Source organism: Caballeronia sp. LZ028, from assembly GCF_031451415.1.
Taxonomy (GTDB): domain Bacteria; phylum Pseudomonadota; class Gammaproteobacteria; order Burkholderiales; family Burkholderiaceae; genus Caballeronia; species Caballeronia zhejiangensis.
Genome location: NZ_JARUXN010000003.1, coordinates 918,627 through 932,697, shown reverse-complemented (window position 1 = coordinate 932,697; position 14,071 = coordinate 918,627). Strand labels below are relative to the sequence as shown.

The 14,071-nt window shown below is 61.6% G+C and carries 12 protein-coding genes and 1 pseudogene; 6 read left to right on the top strand and 7 right to left on the bottom strand.

Annotated features, from left to right (window positions below):
* Nucleotides 1-177: 177 nt before the first annotated feature.
* Both QCE58_RS21465 and QCE58_RS21460 read right to left on the bottom strand, forming a co-directional pair.
* Entirely contained in the window at nt 178-2,919 is a 2,742-nt protein-coding gene (locus tag QCE58_RS21465) for an MGH1-like glycoside hydrolase domain-containing protein (protein WP_250522006.1), read from the bottom strand.
* Between the two features lie 99 nt (nt 2,920-3,018).
* A pseudogene (locus QCE58_RS21460) lies at nt 3,019-3,645 on the bottom strand (cation:dicarboxylate symporter family transporter); the annotation flags it as partial.
* Between the two features lie 35 nt (nt 3,646-3,680).
* Here QCE58_RS21460 and QCE58_RS21455 point away from each other — a divergent pair.
* Both QCE58_RS21455 and QCE58_RS21450 read left to right on the top strand, forming a co-directional pair.
* Nucleotides 3,681-4,031, top strand: coding sequence for a UTRA domain-containing protein (locus tag QCE58_RS21455; protein ID WP_309780251.1), 351 nt, complete (start codon nt 3,681-3,683; stop codon nt 4,029-4,031).
* Nucleotides 4,032-4,336: 305 nt separating this feature from the next.
* A complete protein-coding gene (locus tag QCE58_RS21450; protein ID WP_250522005.1) occupies nt 4,337-5,272 on the top strand; it encodes a LysR substrate-binding domain-containing protein in 936 nt (311 codons plus the stop codon).
* Here the strand turns inward: QCE58_RS21450 and QCE58_RS21445 are convergent.
* Genes QCE58_RS21445 through QCE58_RS21435 form a run of 3 tightly spaced genes read right to left on the bottom strand, consistent with a single transcriptional unit; the run spans nt 5,269 to nt 8,466 of the window.
* Nucleotides 5,269-6,447: a CaiB/BaiF CoA-transferase family protein gene (locus QCE58_RS21445; RefSeq protein WP_250522004.1), complete on the bottom strand. Its 1,179-nt coding sequence runs from the start codon at nt 6,445-6,447 to the stop codon at nt 5,269-5,271. The two genes, QCE58_RS21450 and QCE58_RS21445, sit on opposite strands and share 4 nt — an antisense overlap.
* 12 nt (nt 6,448-6,459) lie before the next feature.
* A complete protein-coding gene (locus QCE58_RS21440; RefSeq protein WP_250522003.1) occupies nt 6,460-7,623 on the bottom strand; it encodes an acyl-CoA dehydrogenase family protein in 1,164 nt (387 codons plus the stop codon).
* Nucleotides 7,624-7,650: 27 nt separating this feature from the next.
* Nucleotides 7,651-8,466 carry a MaoC family dehydratase N-terminal domain-containing protein gene (locus QCE58_RS21435; protein ID WP_250436743.1) on the bottom strand — a complete coding sequence of 272 codons (816 nt, stop codon included), beginning with the start codon at nt 8,464-8,466 and terminating at the stop codon, nt 7,651-7,653.
* A gap of 213 nt (nt 8,467-8,679) precedes the next feature.
* Between QCE58_RS21435 and QCE58_RS21430 the strand changes: the two genes are divergently transcribed.
* Nucleotides 8,680-9,546, top strand: coding sequence for an NmrA family NAD(P)-binding protein (locus QCE58_RS21430; RefSeq protein ID WP_250522002.1), 867 nt, complete (start codon nt 8,680-8,682; stop codon nt 9,544-9,546).
* On the opposite strand, the gene QCE58_RS21425 is transcribed toward QCE58_RS21430, so the two are convergent.
* Entirely contained in the window at nt 9,537-10,658 is a 1,122-nt protein-coding gene (locus QCE58_RS21425; RefSeq protein ID WP_175981151.1) for an MBL fold metallo-hydrolase, read from the bottom strand. The two genes, QCE58_RS21430 and QCE58_RS21425, sit on opposite strands and share 10 nt — an antisense overlap.
* Nucleotides 10,659-10,753: 95 nt before the next feature.
* On the opposite strand from QCE58_RS21425, the gene QCE58_RS21420 reads away from it, so the two are divergent.
* The 3 genes from QCE58_RS21420 (at nt 10,754) to QCE58_RS21410 (ending at nt 12,507) form a co-directional block, all read left to right on the top strand.
* Entirely contained in the window at nt 10,754-11,398 is a 645-nt protein-coding gene (locus QCE58_RS21420; RefSeq protein ID WP_008348435.1) for a TetR/AcrR family transcriptional regulator, read from the top strand.
* Nucleotides 11,399-11,562: 164 nt separating this feature from the next.
* Nucleotides 11,563-11,829 carry a hypothetical protein gene (locus tag QCE58_RS21415; RefSeq protein WP_175981149.1) on the top strand — a complete coding sequence of 89 codons (267 nt, stop codon included), beginning with the start codon at nt 11,563-11,565 and terminating at the stop codon, nt 11,827-11,829.
* A gap of 117 nt (nt 11,830-11,946) precedes the next feature.
* Entirely contained in the window at nt 11,947-12,507 is a 561-nt protein-coding gene (locus tag QCE58_RS21410) for a ProQ/FinO family protein (RefSeq protein ID WP_250522001.1), read from the top strand.
* Nucleotides 12,508-12,678: 171 nt separating this feature from the next.
* Here QCE58_RS21410 and QCE58_RS21405 read toward each other — a convergent pair whose 3' ends face one another.
* Entirely contained in the window at nt 12,679-13,833 is a 1,155-nt protein-coding gene (locus QCE58_RS21405) for a porin (RefSeq protein ID WP_250441079.1), read from the bottom strand.
* Nucleotides 13,834-14,071 lie beyond the last annotated feature (238 nt).

Genomic DNA, 14,071 nt, shown 5'->3' with positions numbered 1-14,071 from the left:
CGCCAGAATTTCCAGCGCGAAAATCAGATCCACGAGAATGTTTTCATCGTCCGCATTCGCATGGTACAAACGTTCCGGCGGTACCCCGCGCACCAGAAAAATGTGTCATCGAAAGCGACGGACAGGCGGCTTCTGTTTCGGCAGCTACGCATTCGAAGTCGATTGCTTCATGACGCGCTAGCGTCCCATCTCGGCGCTCGCTTCTTCATGCAGACGCACGGCCATGACGGGCGCTTCCGGCCCCACGTGCGATAACTTCATCAGACGCGGTTGCAGCAGCAGCGCAACGAGCCCGCTCCATCCAGTCTGATGCGACGCACCGACACCGCGCCCGTTGTCGCCATGAAAGTACTCGTGAAAGAGAATGAGATCCTGCGAGCGCGGATCGGCTTGCAGCATCGGATACGCGGCCATCACAGGACGCTTGCCTTCTTCGTCTTTCAAAAAGAGCATGCTGATGCGCCGTGAGAGATCGTCGGCGATTTCGCTCAGCGAATGAAACTTGCCCGATCCCGTCGGATGCTCGACGCGAAAATCATCGCCGTAGTAGCGATGAAACTCGTAGAGCGATTCGATCAACAAGTAATTGACCGGCATCCAGATCGGCCCGCGCCAGTTCGAATTGCCGCCGAATACGCGCGAATCCGATTCCGCGGGCAAGTACCGGATGCAGACGTTCACGCCATCATGATCGAACACATAAGGCTTGTCGCAATGCACGCGGGATAACGCGCGTACGCCATAGTCCGACAGGAACTCCGCTTGATCGAGCGTGCGGCGCAACAGCGCTTTCATGCGATGTCCGCGCAAGAGCGAAAGCAAAGTCGTGTTGCCTTTGCCAGGCTCGGTCCAGCGCGATACGAGCTTCGCAAGGTTCGGCCGATGATCGAGAAACCATACGAGGCGTTCACGCAGTCCGGGCAAGTCGCCGTACACGCTTTCCTCGAGCACATGAACGGCGAAGAGCGGAATCAGTCCGACGATCGATCGAATGCGCATGGGCACGCGCGCGCCGTTCGGCAGATGCAGTACGTCGTAGAAGAATTCGTCGCTGCCGTCCCATAGGCCGGTATTGCAGACTTCGCCGCAGCTCACGGCTTCCGCGATATAGAGGAAGTGCTCGAAGAACTTCACCGCGATCTCGACATACGATTCGTTCGTCATCGCGAGTTCGAGGCCGATCTGCATGAGGTCGAGCGCGTAGGATGCCATCCATGCGGTGCCGTCGGCCTGATCGATACGTCCGCCGGTCGGCAGCGGCTGCGAGCGATCGAAGATGCCGATGTTGTCGAGGCCGAGAAATCCGCCCTGAAAGATATTGCGGTCGTCGGCGTCCTTGCGGTTCACCCACCACGCGAAGTTGAGCAGCAGCTTGTGGAACATGACCTCGAGGAACGCGTGATCGCCGATGCCGGTCATCTCGCGATCGAGCTCGAACACGCGCCATGTCGCCCATGCGTGAACGGGTGGGTTCGCATCGCCGAATGCCCATTCATAAGCGGGCAATTGCCCGTTCGGATGCATGTAGCGTTCTTTCACGAGCAACAGCAATTGCTTCTTCGCGAAGTCGGGATCGATCGTCGCGAACGCGACCGCATGGAACGCAAGGTCCCACGATGCGTACCACGGATACTCCCACTTGTCCGGCATCGATACGATGTCGCCGTTGCACATGTGCCGCCAGTCAGCATTGCGGCCATGCCGCCGTTCTTTCGGCGGCGTGGGCTGGCCCGGATCGCCGTCGTGCCAGCGCGTGACGTCGAACTGATAATACTGCTTCGTCCATAGCATGCCGGCGAGCGCCTGGCGTTGCACGAGACGCGCGTCGGCATCGTCGATATCGTGTTGCAGCGTCGCATAGAACTCGTCGGCTTCCGCTTCGCGACGCGCGAAAAGCTGGGCCAGGTCGAGCGGCGGATCGTTCGAAACCGATGCCGGACGCCAGCGCAAGTACATCACGGAACTTTCATGCGGTGAGAGTTGCAGATGCACATGCGCGGCGCAACGCGTGCCGCGATCGCGGCGTATCGCCTGTTCGTCGCCTTCGACGAGATAGTCGTTGAAGCCATCCTTGAACGGCCCCGCGCCTTCGATGCCGTATATGCGACGAACGTTCGTCTCGTTCTCGCAGAAAATCCATTCGACCGGCGCTTGCGCAGAAGCCGTGACATCCATCTCGCCATGCGACGGATTGTGCGCGATGACGCGGGCACCTTCGCGCGCATCGTGTTCGAGCTTCAGCGACGGCTTGCCCCATTTGCTCGACCACGCCCACCGGTTGCGCGCCCAGAATTGGGGCAAGAGATGAAGCGTCGCGGCTTCGTCCGCGCGATTCTCGACGGTCACGCGCATCACGATGTCATCGGGCGCGTGCTTCGCGTATTCGACATAGACATCGAAGTAACGGTCGCAATCGAATACGCCCGTGTCGGGCAGTTCGTATTCGGGCTGATCGGGACCGCGCCGTTTGTTCTCGTCGATGAGTTGCTGATACGGATACGGGTCGTGCGGATACTTGTACAGCATCTTCATGTACGAATGCGTCGGCGTGCCGTCGAGATAGAAGTACAGTTCCTTTACGTCTTCGCCGTGATTGCCTTGCTCGTTCGTGAGACCGAAAAGCCGCTCCTTGATGATCGGATCGCGGCCGTTCCACAACGCGAGCGACACGCACCAGTCGAGCGGGTCGTTGCCGAATCCCGCGATACCGTCCTCGCCCCATCGATACATGCGGCTGCGCGCATGGTCGTGCGGAAAGTAGTCCCACGCCGTGCCGTATTCGCTGTAATCCTCGCGAACGGTGCCCCATTGACGCTCGCTCAGATACGGGCCCCAGCGGCGCCACCGGTCGAGCCCGGCGCCATGCAGACGGGAGCCTTCCTTCGTTTGCAGCAGATGGATTGCGCGTAGCGGTGGCATGCGACCTCCGTTGCGGTTGCTCATCCAGCACGTTCGATGCGCGGTTTTCCGATGATAAGCGAAGTGAAAAAAAGCGCGGCGATTGCCGCGCTGCGAGAATCATCGCGCCGTTTTTAGCGGGATACCGTCCGGATGAGGATTCGCGTCGTTCATGTCTTCGGGGAGAAGATTGCCGTCCGCGAGCCGCCGGTCTGCTTCGGCGATCTCCGGATAGCGCTCCGGATAAAGATGCCGTTCGCTGACGGCCGCATCGAACGTGCGCGACCACTTCGCGATGACGACCGTCGCAAGGCTGTTGCCGATGGTGTTGCACGTCGCGATTGCCATCGACATGAAGCGGTACACGCCAAAGATCAACGCGAGTCCTTCGACGGGAAGGATGCCCGTCGACGTGACGGTCGCTGCAAACACCACGAACGATCCGCCGGAAACCGTGGCTGCGCCTTTGGACGTCAGCAGCATCAGCAGCAGAATGCCGATCTGATGTTCCAGCGTGATCTGCACGCCATGAGCATGCGCGATGAACATGACGCCCATCGACATGAAGATCGACGTGCCATCGAGATTGAACGCATAGCCTGTGGGCAGCACGAGTCCGACCGTCTGCTTCGCGCAGCCGAGCCGTTCGAGCTTGATCAGAAGACGCGGCAGTGCGCTTTCCGACGAAGCAGTACTGAGCACGATGAAGATCTCGTCCTTGATGTAGCGCAGAAAGCGCCCTGCGCTGCGCACAGGGCACGCCGTGGCTGCGCATATCGAGCGTGCGTATCGACGGCGACAAGGACAGTCCGCCCGTTGGCTGGACCGATGTGTATATCGATCCGGAATACGAGGACGTCGCGCAAGCCGCGAAGGAGAACCCGGATACGCTCATCAGCGCGCTGATCGAAGCGCGTTACGGACGCTGCATCGACGAAATTCAGCAGGACGTGCGTGCCATTGCCGTATCGGCGGAGATGGCGAGACGCCTGCGCGTCGAGGCGGGAACGGCGGCGCTGGAAATCGTGCGCCGCTATCTCGACGCGAGCGGCGCGACGTTCGAGATATCGGTGACGGTGCATCCCGCAGAGCGCTTTTCGGTGTCTATGCGTCTCAAGCGATCGCCGGGCTAAAATCGTCGCGGGCGTGCTATCGAAGTTATCCGGCGTGCGTTTTCGAATAACGCAGAAGGAGGACGCCATGGGCAGGAACAGGGCGGCTACGCAAGCCATGAGCTTTAAGCGGCTTGCGCGATAGCGGGCATCGGAAGTCGGCACAAACAGCACGCTCGTGTCGAGCTGCATCGAACCGAACGGGCCGGGGCATTGATGCGCCCTGAGCGAAGCGAATCGATTCGTATGACGATGCGAGCTATAGAATAGGCGACCGGCGCCAGACGCTCACGAGCGCGCCCTGACTTCGATCCTCGCACCCTCATATGGATGTTCGCCAGCTTCGCTACTTCGTCAGCATCGTCGATTACGGCAGTCTCGGCAAAGCAGCGGAAAAGCTCTACGTGGCACAGCCTTCGCTCAGCCAGCAAATGGCGCGGCTCGAAGAGGAACTCGGCGTCACGCTCCTTCTGCGCAGCAATCATGGCGTCACCCCCACGGCCGAGGGCGACGCGCTCTATCGGCATGCACGCGTCGTGCTGCGGCAAATGGAGCAGCTCAAGCAGGAAGTGACGAAGGGCGCGGGCGCGGAATCCGGCACCGTGGCGGTCGGCCTGCCGACGACGATGGCATCCGTTCTCGCCGTGCCCCTGTTCGAGCGCATTCAGGACCGGTATCCCGGCATACGCCTGCAGTTCTTCGAAAGCATGAGCGGCTATCTGAACGAGTTGCTTGCCAATGGCCGGCTCGACCTCGCGATTCTGTTTCGTGAATCGGATACACCCGGCATCACCGCGTTGCCCGTGCTCGACGAAACGCTTTATCTTGCGGGCGAGCCGGGCGGCGGCATCTCGCCGCGCGCATCGACATGTCCGCTTGCGAAGCTCGCGGGCGTGAAACTCGTCGCGCCCGGCGCATCGAATGGCTTGCGCTTGCTGATCGAGCGCACGTTCGCGAGCGAGAAAGTCGAGCTGAACATCGTTGCGGATATCGACTCGTTGCCATCGCTTTTGCTTATCGCGCATTCGGGCAGAGCCAGCACGATTCTGCCTTCGTCCGCGATCGTGCAATGGAACGAGGCGTTGCTGCCGAAAATGCGCAGAATCGTCGATCCGATCATCAGGCGCCCGGCCAGCATTTGCTGGCCCAACGATGCGCCGATGAACTCAGCGACCGTCGCCGTGCGCGAGACGTTGATCGAGTTGATCGCCGAGCACATTGACCGCGATCGCTGGCAAGGCGTGACGATGCGACGAACCTAGATCGCCTTCGCCGCGCGCAAGCGTTCGATGGCTTCGCTATTCAGCCCCAGTTCGCGCAACACGGATTCCGTGTGCTCGCCGAGCGCGGGCACGGCGTCCATGCGCGGTTCATCGGCGCTGAAGCGTCCCGGCGGATAGAGCGCGGGAATCTTGCCGGCGGGCGTATCGACCTGTGTCCAACGATTGCGCGCTTCGAGCTGTTCATGCTTCCAGACATCGTGCATGTCGTTCATCCGCGCATTCGCGATGCCCGCTTCTTCAAGCCGTTCGATGACCTGTGCGGCCGTCAATGAGGCGAATGCATCGACGATGAGGCGCATCAACTCGTCGCGATGCTGCGCGCGAAGGCTGTTTGCACAGAAGCGCTCGTCGCGCTGAAGCTCGGGCATACGAAGAACGATTTCGCAAAACTTCTTCCACTCGCGCTCGTTTTGCAGGCCAAGCATGACGGTCTTGCCATCGCCTGCCGGGAAAGGGCCGTAAGGGAAGATCGTCGCGTGCGATGCGCCCGCCTTGCGCGGCGGCGTCTGACCGTCGATCGCGTAATAGAGCGGATAGCCCATCCATTCGACCATGCTTTCGAGCATCGAAATGTCGATGCGTTTGCCGCGCCCGGTGCGTCCGCGTTCGATGAGCGCCGCGAGTATGTTCGTGTAGCCATACATGCCGGCGGCGATATCTGCGATCGAGCAGCCTGCTTTCGCCGGTGCGCCTTCCGAACCCGTGATGCTCAGAAAACCCGCTTCGCTTTGAATCAGCAAGTCATACGCTTTCTTGTCGCGCATCGGGCCATCGGAACCATAGCCGGAAATGTCGCACACGATGAGCCGCGGATAGCGCTCCTTCAACGCGTCGTAATCGAGGCCGAGCCGTTGCGTCGCGCCGGGCGCGAGATTCTGCACGAATACATCGGCATCGGCGAGCAGCTTGTGCACGACATCGAGTGCTTCAGGATGCTTGACGTCGAGCGTCACGCTTTCTTTCGAGCGGTTCGTCCACACGAAATGTGATGCGAGTCCCGACACACGTTCGTCATAGTTGCGAGCGAAATCACCTGTGCCTGGACGCTCGATCTTGATGACGCGCGCGCCGAGATCGGCGAGCTGACGCGTGCAGAAGGGCGCTGCAATTGCATGCTCGAACGTGACGACCTTGATGCCTTGCAGCGGGCGCATGACCGGCCTCCTTCAGAACGAACGCGGCAGGCCGAGGATATGCTCGGCGACGTAAGAGAGAATCAGGTTGGTCGAAATCGGCGCGACCTGATACAGACGCGTCTCGCGGAATTTGCGTTCGACATCGTATTCCGCCGCGAAGCCAAAGCCGCCGTGAAATTGCAGACAGGCGTTGGCCGCTTCCCATGATGCATCGGCGGCGAGCAGCTTCGCCATGTTCGCCTGTGCGCCGCAAGGCTTGTGCGCGTCGAAGCGTTCGCATGCCTTGAAGCGCATCAGGTTCGCGGCTTCGACATTGACGTACGCGCGCGCAATCGGAAACTGCACGCCCTGATTCTGCCCGATGGGACGCCCGAATACGATTCGATCGTTCACATACTGCGTGACCTTGTCGATGAACCAGTAGCCATCGCCGATGCATTCCGCCGCGATCAGCGTGCGTTCGGCGTTTAGGCCATCGAGTATGTACTTGAAACCCATGCCTTCTTCGCCGATGAGATTCTCGGCAGGAATCTCCAGATTGTCGAAGAAGAGCTCGTTGGTTTCGTGATTCACCATGTTGAGGATCGGCTGCACCGTGAGGCCATTGCCGATTGCTTCACGCAAATCGACGATGAAGATCGACATGCCTTCGCTCTTCTTCTTCACGTCTGCGATCGGCGTCGTGCGCGCGAGCAGAATCATCAGATCCGAATGCTGCACGCGCGAGATCCACACCTTCTGGCCGTTTATCGCATAACGATCGCCTTTTCTTTCCGCGGTCGTTTTGATCTTTGTCGTGTCGGTGCCGGTGGTCGGTTCGGTCACGCCCATCGATTGCAGACGCAACTCGCCCGATGCGATCTTCGGCAAGTAGCGTTTCTTCTGTTCCGTCGAGCCGTGACGCAACAACGTGCCCATGTTGTACATCTGCCCATGACACGCGCCCGAATTGCCGCCCGAGCGATTGGTCTCTTCCATGATGACGGACGCTTCGGTAAGCCCCAGACCCGAGCCGCCGTATTCCTGCGGAATCAATGCGGCGAGCCAGCCCGCTTTCGTGAGGGCATCGACGAATGCTTCGGGATAACCGCGTGCTTCGTCGATCTTGCGAAAGTATTCGCCGGTGAACTGGCCGCAGAGATCGCGCACGGCCTCACGAATGTCCTGATAAGCGTCGGATGTCGATTCGATCATGATGTGCCTGCGGATGTGTGGAGATCGTCAGCCGAGCGTGGCGCGCGCCGTCATGCCGAGCCAGCCTTCGTGATCCTTCGACCAGAGTTCGACAGTCCTGCCATCCGCCGATGGCTGCCCGCGCAGACGCAGCGTATTGCCCGCGAAACACGGGCGCTGCGCCTTGAATGCGAAGTCGATGACGGTCGCGTCGGGCAACTCGCGGCGCAGCAGGTCCATCAATAAGGTGGCAATGAGCGGCCCATGCACGACAAGTCCCGGATAACCTTCGACTTGCGTCACATAAGGCTTGTCGTAGTGAATGCGATGCGCGTTGAAGGTGAGCGCCGAATAGCGCAGCAGCAATGTCTCGTCTGGAACGAGGTCGCGTTGCCATTGCGCATCGCGAGGCGCGGCGACCGGAGCGGGCGCGGGCGCACCGGGCGCTGCCGGCTCGCGATACACGATGTCGTGCTCTTCCTCGATCGCGGTCGCATCGCCGCGGTAAATGCGATGCCTGACTGTCACGAAGCCGAGCTTGCCGGTGCGTCCTTGCTTCTCGCTGACATTGAGAATCGTCGATTCGCGCGTAATGCGTTCACCGACGATCACCGGCGCGGGGAAGCGCAGGCGTCCGCCGGCCCACATGCGGCGCGGCAAACCGAGATCGGGCAGAAAGCCGCCTTTCTTCGGATGACCGTCTTCCGCGATGAGGGACTGTTTTGCAATGGGCCGGAAGAAGATCCAGTGCCACAACGGCGGAAGGGCATCCCCTTCATGCGGGGCGGCATCGTGATCGAGTGTGGCCGCGAGGGCCGCGACGGATGTGGGCGCAACGATATCGACGGCGCGCTCTGTTTTCATTGTGTCGTCTCCATTGCCGGGCGGAGCCGGTGAATTACGACTTTAGAGAAATATCGGGCGGGGCGGAAATATCGCTTTCATGTGCCGGGCATAGGTTCAACCTATGACGTGGTGTCATCAATCTCATGACGCGCGGGCCATTTTTCTTCGCGACGCAGCGCCATAACATTCGATCCGTCGAAGTCAAACGCATCACGAGAAAGGAGCCGGATCATGTATGTCGTCACGGGAATCACAGGACAAGTCGGCGGTGCGCTCGCAAACGCGCTGCTGAAAGCGGGCAAGCCCGTACGCGCCGTCGTGCGCGATGAGAGGAAGGGCGCGCTTTGGTCGGCGCGCGGCTGCGAACTCGCACACGCCACGATGACCGATGCCGATGCGCTCGCTCGCGCCTTCGAAGGCGCGCAAGCCGTGTTCGTTCTGCCGCCGCCGGAATTCGATCCCGCGCCGGGTTTTCCGGAAGCGCGCGAAGTCATCGATGCGATCGTCGCGGCCATCGCGCGTGCCAGGCCGCGCCGGATCGTGTGCCTGTCGACGATCGGCGCGCAAGCCGCTCAAAACAATCTTCTGACGCAGCGCACGCTGCTCGAAGAAGCGCTTCGCAAGCAGCCTGTTCCCGTCACGTTTCTGCGGCCAGGCTGGTTCATGGAGAACTGCGCATGGGATGTCGATTCGGCGCGCAACGAAGGCATCGTGCATTCGTTTCTGCAGCCGCTCGATCGCGCGATTCCGATGACCGCCACCGACGACATCGGCGAACTCGCCGCGAAGCTCATGCAGGAAACATGGACGGGCATGCGCGTCGTCGAACTGGAAGGACCGCAACGCACAAGCCCGAACGATATCGCGGCTGCGTTTTCATCCGTGCTCGGCAAGCCGGTGCGCGCGCAGGCAGTGCAACGCGAGACGTGGGAAGGACTGTTCGCGAGTCAAGGCATGAAGCATCCGATGCCGCGCATTCAGATGCTCGATGGCTTCAACGACGGATGGATCGACTTCGAAGGGCGTAGCGAAGATATCGTCAAAGGCAAGACGCCCATGGTCGATGTGATCCGCAAGCTCGCCGGACGTCAATCGTGAACGCCCTCGGCCCGCGACGCGCACATCCGCCACGATGACGCCGGCTTCGGCGCATCGACGGTATCACGCCACCAGCGCTCGCCGCGATGCGGCGCTTCGAGATCGAGCCGCTCGCCCATGCGCGGTGTCGCCACCGCGACGCCTCGCGCGAGCGCCAGGCCCGTCACGCGCTCGAAAGGTTCTTGCCACGGATGCATCGCGAGATCGAACGTGCCGTTGTGAATCGGCACGAGCCAGCGTCCGCGCAAGTCGATGTGCGCCTGCACCGTCTCCTCGGGCTGCATGTGCACGTACGGCCATTGCGGATCGTACGCGCCGGTCTCGATCAGCGTGACGTCGAACGGGCCGAGGCGCTCGCCGATGGTCCCGAAGCCGTCGAAATAGCCGGTGTCGCCGCTGAAGAACACGCGCACGTCATCGTCGACGATGACCCACGACGCCCACAGCGTGCTGTTGCCATCGAAGAGACTGCGGCCGGAGAAGTGCTGCGCGGGCGTGGCGGTGAACGTCAGGCCGTCGATCTGCGCGCTTTGCCACCAGTCGAGCTGACGCACTTTTGCGGCATCGATGCCCCATTCGATCAAACGATCGCCGACGCCCAGCGGCGTGAGAAAGATCGCTGTCGTCGAGGCAAGCGCAAGCACGGTTTCGCGATCGAGATGATCGTAGTGATCGTGCGACAGGACCACGCCGCGCAACGGCGGCAGATCGCCAAGCGCGATGGGCGGCGCGTGAAAGCGCTTCGGCCCGACGTTCTTGAACGGCGACGCGCGCTCTCCGAACACCGGGTCCGTCAGCCAGTATTCGCCGCGCAGCTTGAGTAGCATCGTCGAATGGCCGAGGCGGAAAAGGCTGCGGTCGGGCGCGGCATCCAGATCGGCGCGGGTGAGGGTATCGACGGTCGGCGCTTGCGTCGGCACCGTGTTGCGCGGTTTGTGGAGCAGCATGTTCCACATGATGCGCAGCGTCTTGCCGAAGCCTTCGACAGGACGCGGCTTCACATTGCGAAAGCGCTCGCCGTCATGTTGCGGCGATGCGCTCGACAACGCGCGTCCGCGCTTTGCTGCGGCGAAACCCAGGGCACGGCTGATGCGATCGGCGAACGAAGTCATGAACGTGAAGGGACGTGAGCCCGAAGCGGAAAGTAGACTGCACAGTGTAGTTTAATTTTGAGAGAAAAGTAAACCGATCGGTGTAAAATGTGGGGATGGATTCAAGCGACATCAACGACATTCCCCAGCGTCTGACTGACCGGAAGCGCGCCGCGATCGTGAACGCGGCCGTTGCGGAGTTCATCGCCGCGGGCTACGACGCCACCAGCATGGACCGCATCGCCGCGCGCGCGGGCGTTTCCAAACGCACGGTCTATAACCACTTCGAGAGCAAGGAGGCGCTGTTCGCCGCGATCCTGCATCGGCTATGGGATACGAGCGAGACCGGCGATGCGGTGGCTTATAGCGCGAGCGAACCGTTGCGCGCGCAACTGCTCGCGATGCTCACGCGCAAGCTGCGCCTCATGAACGATGAGGCCTTTCTGTCGCTCGCACGCGTGGCGATCGCGGCGGGCATTCACTCGCCCGAGCGCGCGCGGGATATGGTGGCGCGCATCGGCGAACGCGAGGAAGACGTGACGGCCTGGATTCGCAAAGCCGCCGCCGATGGCCGGCTCGCAGTCACCGACCCTGTTTTCGCAGGGCAGCAACTGCATGGCATCGTCAAGGGTTTCGCGTTCTGGCCGCAAGTGACGATGGGCCAGCCGCCGTTATCGAAGAGCGAGCAAAAGAAAGTGGCCGAAGCCGCCGCCGACATGTTTCTCGCACGCTACGAACGCGCTGCGCCCAAACACGGGTGACGCAGCATCCGCGAAGAAGCCGAACGTTCATGCGCGAACCCGAATAAGCAGATTTCGCCGCGATTGAGGTATAGGGTCTAAAAGTGCGCGGATTCTTGCGCACGGCGTTCACCTGGCGGTTTTTATCGTCGGGCAGCGGTAAGCCTTCGTCGAAGGAGAAAGTCATGAAGATCGTCCTCGTTACGACCACGCTCGTGGCCGCGTTTTCCCTCGTCACCCTCACTCAGGCGCAAGAGCCGAGCGATACCCTGCAGTCCATCCCCGCACCCGTTCAGCAGAACGCGCAGGGCGCCGCGTCGTCCGGCGACACGGCCTATGGCGGCGTGGCACCGGGGCAGAGCAGGAGCGGGAGAACAGCGAACTGGACCGGCGGCACGCAGAGCAATTGCAGTCCGCGACCGTTCTGCAACGTCTATTCGGGCGGACAGTAAGCGCGACGCTGAGAGGGCGGTTCTTTCGGACCGATGCTCGCCCGAAAAAGCCGCCCGCAACGAGGCCGTCACCGGAGGCTGTTAAAATCGCGATACGTTTTCTACGGGCACGATGTGATGGGCTTCGAACAACTCGCCGGACTGAAAGAGCAACTCGCAAAACAGGCTGCTGCCAGCAACGCAGCGAAGAAGAAGGCGCCGCGCGTGCGGCGTCCCGCGCCGGCGGGCGCGAAGGCGGCGGCTCCGTCCAAACCCGCGGCGGCCGCGTCCAGGCCTGCCGCGGCGCCATCGAAGCCGGTTGATCCTGTCGTGCATACCATCGGTAAGCTGCAGAAGCGTTTTCCGCTCGCATTTCCGAAGAATCCCGCGCCTAAGGTTCCGCTGAAGGTCGGCATTTTCGAAGATCTGATGAAACACGCGGAAGAACTCGGACTCAACGAGAGAGAACTGCGTGCGGCGATCAAGGTTTGGTGCCGCGGCAACCGTTACTGGACCGCGCTCGTGCAAGGTGCGCCGCGAGTCGATCTGACTGGCGCGCAAGCGGGCGAAGTATCGTCGGCGGATGCGGAACGCGCCGTTTATCTGGAAACGAATCGACTGGCGCGCTCGGCGTCGGCGTCGGCTTCGGCCACCGCTTCCGCTCCGAAAGCCGCAGAGTCCGCGGAATCCGCCAAGTAACGCGAGACGCGACACCGCGCGCAGTTCGCATCGCGCGCGGGTTTCCCTTTTCCTTTCGCGCTAGTCCAAAAGTTCGTTATAGCGTGGCCCGAATGCTTCGCTATCCGAATCATAAAGGGCGAAAAAAACGCGACGCCTTTCAGCGTCGCGTTTCTTCGAATCAACCTTCGATCAGAACCGGTGACGCAGACCGACGCGCGTCACGAACTGCGTGTTCGCGCCCGCACTGCCGATGAACGACGCCGACGAGCCGATCTCCGCTTGCACCGGCGTGCCGTTGTTGCTGCCCGACGCCTTCTGATACGCGCCGCTCGCATAAACATCGGTGCGCTTCGACAGCGCGTAGTCGACCACGGCGTTGATCTGATGCCACTTGCCTTCGAGGTTGCCGCCGAGATCGGAGAACGTGTAGCCGAGGCCCGCGTTCAGCGCCGGCGTGAACGCGTACTTGCCGCCGATTTCATAGTTGTTCAGGTTCGACGATGCAGCCGTGATCGGCTCGAAGCGCGTATGCGTCCAATTCGCCCAGATCGTCGCGGCGGCGATCGTGTAACGCGCGCCGATACCGTACGTTTCCAGATCGCGCAGCCCTTGCGTGTTCACGTTCGCGATGCTCACGCTGAACGCCGGCGTCGCCCCATTCGGATAGCGGATGTTCGTGTACGCCGCGCCGATGCCGAACGGGCCTTGCGCATAGTTCAAACCGAAGCTGTACGCGCTGGAGGCGCCTTGCACGGCAGACGTGCCCGTTCCCGTCGTGGGCGAACCCGCGAAGTTCGTCGAGTTCGAGAAGCCATACATCGCGCCGAACGTCACGCCGTGGAAACTGGCGCTGCTGAACTTGACCGCGTTGTTGATGCGGCTCGACGTCAGCTGATCCAGATCGTTGATGTGATACGCGTAATTTCCGGCGGCCGTCTGGCTGCCCATCGTGTAGTTGCTGCCGAGATAGTCGGTCGAGAACGAGTATTGACGGCCGAAGGTCAGCGAGCCGAAATCGGTCTTCGCCAGACCGACATACGCCTGACGGCCGAACAACGCGCCGCCCTGGCCGAGTGTGCCGTCGCCGCTGTTGAAGCCGCTTTCGAGCACGAAGATCGCCTTGAGGCCGCCGCCCAGATCTTCCGTGCCGCGCAGGCCCCAGCGGCTACCCGACGCGACGCCGTCGCCGTACTTCACGAGGCTGTCGTGGCCGCTCGCGGTCGCGACCTTATTCGCATAGGTGATGCCCGCATCGATGATCCCGTATAGCGTGACGCTGCTTTGCGCGTGTGCCGCGATGCCGAACATGCCGAGAACGGCCGCCGCTACGATGTGCTTCTTCATTCTTCTTTCTTCCTTGGTGTTGTCCGCGTGAAGCGGATGCCGCTCGACGCGGCCCGGTTCAGGAATCGCCGCCACGCATTCGTTGAGCGCGAGCGCGGCCATCCCGGCTTCGCGAAGGAATTTCGCAAAGGTCGAGTGCTTCGTGATGGGTAGGGCACTTCGTCAGGCGAAACGAGCGATGTCCCGTTGCAAGAACGCAGGCAAGTCGCGTTGCCTCGGCACCTTCGGCCGGCGACTG